The following is a 5,605-nucleotide window of genomic DNA, read 5'->3' on the forward strand; positions in this document are numbered from 1 at the left end:
CTCCTCTGCGTAAATAATTAATTCCCATAATTGTTTAATAGTTTATGGGTTTCCGCTTTGAAGCTTAGATTTAATGGTAATATTGTTTACGATTTGGATTTATATAATAGGCATGGTGTTTTCAATGATAGATTTGATGCTGGAATCAAACTTTCAAATGCATGTAGAGAAGTTTTTGACCATGTGGATTATGTATTTGCAATTCCAATGGGTGGAGTTCCAATTGGTGTTGAGATTGCTAAAGCTTTGAAGGCTGAATTTGATCTGCTTATATGTAGGAAGCTTCTAATTCCATGGAATAGGGAAGCTGGATTTGGAGCTATAGGTCCAAATGGAAATGTTTATGTTGATTTGGAATTTGCCAGGGAGCTTGGATTAACGGAATCTGATGTGGATTCAGCCATCAAAGAACAATTGAATGAAATTGAGAAGAGGAATGTTAGGCTTCGAGGTGGCAGACCATACCCAAATCTGGAAGGTAAATCCGTAATTCTAGTTGATGATGGAATTGCAGCTGGATACACCATGAATTCTGCAATAAAATTCTGTAGGAAGAGGGGTGCCAATAAAATTTACATTGCAGTTCCAACAGGCTCCACAAGATCTGTGAAACTGCTATCCCAGTATGTCGATTTAATCTTATGCCTAAACTTGAGGGATGACATATGGTTTGCAGTTGCCGATGCATATAAGTTTTGGAGGGATTTAAATGAAGATGACATTATAAAATTATTGGGGAAGATGTCTTCGGATTGATAGTTATATTTATTAGTCCATGAATTGTAGAATTTTTTGTGGAGTATTATCCAAGAAAAATAGAGGAAAATTTGGATAAGTGGATGAGTAGGAGAGAAGCCATATTGATTAGGGGTCCTAGGCAGAGTGGGAAGACTACTCTGCTATTGCATTTGAGGGATAAGTTTGGTGGTGATTACATAACTTTTGAGGATGAGAATATGCTTAGATCCTTTGAGGATAATCCAGAATTATTTGCCAAGAGGTTTATTCGAGGTGAAAGGAATATATTGTTTATTGATGAAGCTCAATATTGCAGTAGCGTTGGTAAGCTTCTGAAATTCCTCTTCGACAACTTCTCCGACAAATTGAAGTTCATCGTTACTGGTTCAGGTTCTTTTGATGTTAAAGTTGAGGTTGGGAGATACCTGGTTGGTAGAGCGGTATGCTTTGAATTGCTACCCCTAAGCTTCGAGGAATTCCTAATTTGGAAAGCTGGGGATATCCATAAAATCTTCACTGATTATAAACGTCAAGTTGAACGCTTAATCCTTGAAGGGGAACCAATAGAATCCAAACCAGTTTTCCAACGTGAATTCAACACCCTACTTGAAGAATACATCCTCTTCGGCGGATTCCCAGCAATAGTCAAGGAGAATGATCGTGAAATTAAAATTGAACTACTCAAGAATCTCGTTAGACTGTATATTGAGAAGGACGTATTCTTCTTCCTAAACGTTAGGGAACTTGAGAAGTTTAGGAATATAATTAGGTATATTGCTATATCCATAGGCTCAATCCTTGAATACTCCTCCATCATGAGGGAATTCCATATGGATTACAGGACAATTGAAAATTACCTATCAATACTCATCAACACATACATAATCTCCCTTATACCACCATTCCACAAGAATTTAATCACAGAGCTCAAGAAGGCTAGGAAAATCTATTTCATCGACACCGGGTTTAGAAACTCCATAATAAACAACTTCCTCCCCCTAAACAATAGAACCGATAAAGGATTCCTAATGGAAAACTTCATACTAAATGAGTTAAGAAGCCTTGGCTTCGAGGTCTATTATTGGAGAACTACTGGTAAAGCTGAAGTTGACTTCATAATCAAAGTGGGTGATGAGGTGATCCCCATTGAAGTTAAGAGTGGCGGATCTATTGGGAAGAGTTTAATCAGCTTCATAAAATCCTACAAGCCTAGGAACGCTCTAATCTTCACTGAGGGGTCATTTAAATCTGAAGAAATTTATGGCACCAAAATATTCCACATCCCCTACTTCTACATTTAAATATACCCTAAGCATTAATTCGAAGCCAGTTTCACCTTAACCTTAACTCCATCCTCAACTCTACTTAAAATATCCAAACCACTTATAACCCTACCAACAACATTCACTGGACTTGCCGCTATCGGCTTTTCATCTACACTTATTGGTGTTGGTCCGAAGAATATGCATAGGCATCTACCATCAGGCCAATATGCTATGTCTCCAATGGAAACCTCCCTCTTAGCGTTCTCCCTCCCCACCGATACTGGCACTTCAAAGTATACTTCCTTACCCCAAGTTTCAACTGTAGACTCTATTGGTAAACTTCCAATTAATGCTTCAAAGGTTTCTGGATTCAATTCACTATACAATTCACCTTCAACACAACCCAACCCTTCAAATTCAATTATCAACTTAGCTTTCCCCATAAATTTCCACGGTACGTTTATTTATACATTAAAATTAATAATTTATTGTTTTATGGTGATTTTATGATTATTTTTGCTCATGGTGATTGTGATGGTATATGTTCAGCTGCAATAGTCTTACATAAGTTTAGGGATGCAAAACTATTTTTCACAAGCCCTGCCGGTTTACTAAACGATTTGAAGAACATATCCAATGAAGATCTAATTATAGTGGACATTGCTATAACATCTAGATTTAAAGATGAAATTTGTGGTGAACTTAAGAGGATCTCCACCAATAATATGGTTATGTATTTCGATCATCACCCACTACCACCCGGTTTAAATGAGATGGATATCCCTGTTAACGTGGTTTTTAGAGATGAGTATGCATGTGCATCTGAACTTGTCTTCAGATACTTCATTGGCGATATCCATCATGATATGGGTAGAGTTATGCTTTACGGTTGTATTGGAGATTACCGTGATGACACTGAATTCTCAAAGATAGTTTTGAATTGTTGGGATAAGAGGGAATTATACCTTGATGCTGGAATCCTAATTGAGGGGATTGAGGGTGCTGGTAAGAGGAATTACGATTTCAAAAGAAATCTAGCTTCCAAACTATCAAATAACATTAAACCAAGCTTAAATGATGAATTAGTAAAATATGCTTTAAACGAAGCTAGCAGAAGTGATGAAATGAGGCTCTACGTTAAAGGGAACGTTAAAGTTCATGGTTGTGTATCCTACATCCTAGATGTACCATGGTCTCTAGGTAAATCAGCAATCTACGCTAGAGTTTACGGTGAAACCATAATTGGCGTTGCTGGTGAAAGTAGAGGGGAATATATTGATATGAGCATAAGATCCATTGGCTTAAAGAATTTAAATGAAATAGTATCAATGGTGGCTGAAAACTTGGGAGGGGTTGGTGGAGGCCATAGAGATGCTGCCGGTGCAAGAGTTGAGAAATCCAAATTCATGGATTTCATACATGGAATCAATGAGAAGGTTAAGGAGTCAATGAACATTCAACCTAAGAATCCTTAGTGTCATAAGTTTATTGGAATCGTTATGCTTCCACTGTAGATTCTCATGTAGAATCCAGTGATTATGTAGTTGTAGTTGCTATACCATATTTCAGCGTACGGATTTATGATTACATAAACTGTATAATCAATACGTGCATATAATGTCTTTGGTATATAATCGTAAGGGCAATCAATGATGAAACATTGATGTAAAAGATTAGGGGAGGAGTGTACATAAAAGAGGGCAGTAAACAGTTTAATTTCAGCCTCATTACGGTAAGTTGATAAGCTAACTCTTTCAATTGTTACGGCGAATCCCTTTATTAATGGACTATAAGCTCTTTCACTTATCTTCTTGATTACAACGTCTATCTTATCAATATCTTGTGGAGTTAATATGGGTTCCCGAATATATGCAATTAATCCAAACTCCGTCTCCCCTAAAAGGGGGTTGCTGTAATGAATTATTGTGCTATTCAACCTAGCACGCTCATACAAACCTAAAGATGCATTGAATGAATCTAACCCAATTGGGTTTAAGTATTGTGGACATGTGAAATAGTTCCCTAACAGAATAAACGCTAAAATTATTATTAAAAAAATGGTTATGTATTTTTTGTTTATGTATTTCCTCATAGCGATCACTTTAGCTTGGTGGTACTGTGAATGTTATATCCATTGTGGCATATGCATACGCTATGTCTACTGCTTGTCCACTTTCTGGCGATATAATGCCTTCTCCCTCAATAGGATTCCTCCCCTGAAGACCACCCTCAACATTAATAATGAATGAAGCAGTCCAAGTCAATCTACAAGTAACCTCATAAGTGTGTGTATCTGGAAGTCCTGCATCCCCTGCATTGAAAACAACATTAGTTGAAAATTTGCTTAAACTTCCACAACCATAAACCGTAATCTCACTCCATCCATTACCAACGCTGGTGTAACTCGATGATAATTTGAATGGTATTGGAAATGCAAAATAATCAAACAGTCCTTGAATAACATCTAATAATAAGTTAACAATTTCCTCCGATTCTTGTGAGCCACTAGGCCAAACCTTACCGAACACGAAACCTACGCATCGTAGGACACTTGGGTCTGTGTATTCTGTTTGTGTTGTTAAGTCTTTTATTTTTATTACTTTTATGTTGTACTTTATTAAGCTTGGCTCCGACCACCATTGTTGTCCTCCACAATACCATGATGTCGTTCCCTCAGTACCACCCATGTATATATATCCAAACTCCCTCTGTTTAAAAGAGGTTACCCAACGGGCAGTCCATGCAAAGTAGCCTATTGTATGGTAGTGGTATGTCCCTCCGGATGGAGGATATATGTGACCCCATATGACTTCCGTACCGCCATTTTCCTCTTGTATCACGGCATAGACGTTTCCGCAGAAGATTAGTATTGTGAGAAGTGCTATTAGTGGTATTATGTATAGTAGTGAGGATTTTCTAACCCCTTTCATTTAAGGGGCACCTCAAAAAACATTATAAAAAACCAATATATATATATATATCGACATCGACGAATAAAACTGTTCATTACTCTGGTATTATTGTTATTGGAATCATTAAACTTCCACTATAGACTTTTACATGGAATCCAATAGTTATGTATTTGAATTTGCTATACCATATCTCAGCATATGGATTTATGATTACATGAACTGTATAATCAATACGTGCATATAGCGTTTTTGGAAGGTGATAGTACATGGGGTAAAAGTGATGGAAAGATTCCGACAAATTGTATGAAGATCTCTTTGAATAGAAACGAGTATAGGCATATACATGCATATCGGTGCCATTGTAATGGTCAAATAAGGTAACATCTTCAATGTTTATGATAAACCCCTTTACCAATGGATTATACGTTCTTTCACTTATCTTCTCAACTACAACGATTACCTTAGTAATCTCTCGTGAATTTTTTGGGTGAAATGCTCCATAGAAGTATACAATCAATCCGAAATCAGCTTCCCCAAGGAAACCACTATAATGAATCACCGTACTATTAAACGTAATATCTTCAAACCAACTTAAAGATCTATTAAACAAATCTAATCCAATCGGAGTTAAGTAACATGGACATGTAAAATAGTTACCCAACAAAATGATTGCTAAGATTACTATTGAAA

Annotated in this window: 7 protein-coding genes; 3 read left to right on the forward strand and 4 right to left on the reverse strand. The window is 36.8% G+C overall.

What is annotated here, in order from left to right; genetic code table 11:
* The first annotated feature begins 57 nt into the window (after window positions 1-57).
* Both MRT15_RS12040 and MRT15_RS12045 read left to right on the forward strand, forming a co-directional pair.
* Window positions 58-756 (forward strand): phosphoribosyltransferase, encoded by a 699-nt coding sequence (locus tag MRT15_RS12040; protein ID WP_304330535.1) that lies wholly within the window; start codon window positions 58-60, stop codon window positions 754-756.
* A gap of 38 nt (window positions 757-794) precedes the next feature.
* On the forward strand, window positions 795-2,039 hold the full coding sequence (locus MRT15_RS12045) for an ATP-binding protein (RefSeq protein WP_304330536.1): 1,245 nt from the start codon (window positions 795-797) through the stop codon (window positions 2,037-2,039).
* 14 nt (window positions 2,040-2,053) lie between these two features.
* Here the strand turns inward: MRT15_RS12045 and MRT15_RS12050 are convergent, their stop codons facing one another.
* On the reverse strand, window positions 2,054-2,446 hold the full coding sequence (locus MRT15_RS12050; protein ID WP_304330537.1) for a cyclophilin-like fold protein: 393 nt from the start codon (window positions 2,444-2,446) through the stop codon (window positions 2,054-2,056).
* 63 nt (window positions 2,447-2,509) lie between these two features.
* Here MRT15_RS12050 and MRT15_RS12055 point away from each other — a divergent pair, with 63 nt between their 5' ends.
* Entirely contained in the window at window positions 2,510-3,478 is a 969-nt protein-coding gene (locus MRT15_RS12055) for a DHHA1 domain-containing protein (RefSeq protein WP_304330538.1), read from the forward strand.
* Window positions 3,479-3,480: 2 nt separating this feature from the next.
* Here the strand turns inward: MRT15_RS12055 and MRT15_RS12060 are convergent, their stop codons facing one another.
* The 3 genes from MRT15_RS12060 to MRT15_RS12070 form a co-directional block, all read right to left on the reverse strand.
* On the reverse strand, window positions 3,481-4,095 hold the full coding sequence (locus tag MRT15_RS12060) for a hypothetical protein (protein ID WP_304330539.1): 615 nt from the start codon (window positions 4,093-4,095) through the stop codon (window positions 3,481-3,483).
* A 10-nt stretch (window positions 4,096-4,105) separates the two neighbouring features.
* Window positions 4,106-4,933 carry a hypothetical protein gene (locus tag MRT15_RS12065; protein WP_304330540.1) on the reverse strand — a complete coding sequence of 276 codons (828 nt, stop codon included), beginning with the start codon at window positions 4,931-4,933 and terminating at the stop codon, window positions 4,106-4,108.
* A 76-nt stretch (window positions 4,934-5,009) separates the two neighbouring features.
* Window positions 5,010-5,605: hypothetical protein (locus MRT15_RS12070; RefSeq protein ID WP_304330541.1), on the reverse strand; the 596-nt coding region annotated here is incomplete at its 5' end.

Source organism: Candidatus Culexarchaeum yellowstonense, assembly GCF_024707025.1.
In the GTDB taxonomy this organism is placed as follows: domain Archaea; phylum Thermoproteota; class Methanomethylicia; order Culexarchaeales; family Culexarchaeaceae; genus Culexarchaeum.

Excerpts from the sequence above, each read along its gene's own strand:
- MRT15_RS12065 (WP_304330540.1), bottom strand. The coding sequence starts at position 4,933 with ATGAAAGGGGTTAGAAAATCCTCACTACTATACATAATACCACTAATA.
- MRT15_RS12055 (WP_304330538.1), top strand. The coding sequence starts at position 2,510 with ATGATTATTTTTGCTCATGGTGATTGTGATGGTATATGTTCAGCTGCA.
- MRT15_RS12050 (WP_304330537.1), bottom strand. The coding sequence starts at position 2,446 with ATGGGGAAAGCTAAGTTGATAATTGAATTTGAAGGGTTGGGTTGTGTT.
- MRT15_RS12060 (WP_304330539.1), bottom strand. The coding sequence starts at position 4,095 with ATGAGGAAATACATAAACAAAAAATACATAACCATTTTTTTAATAATA.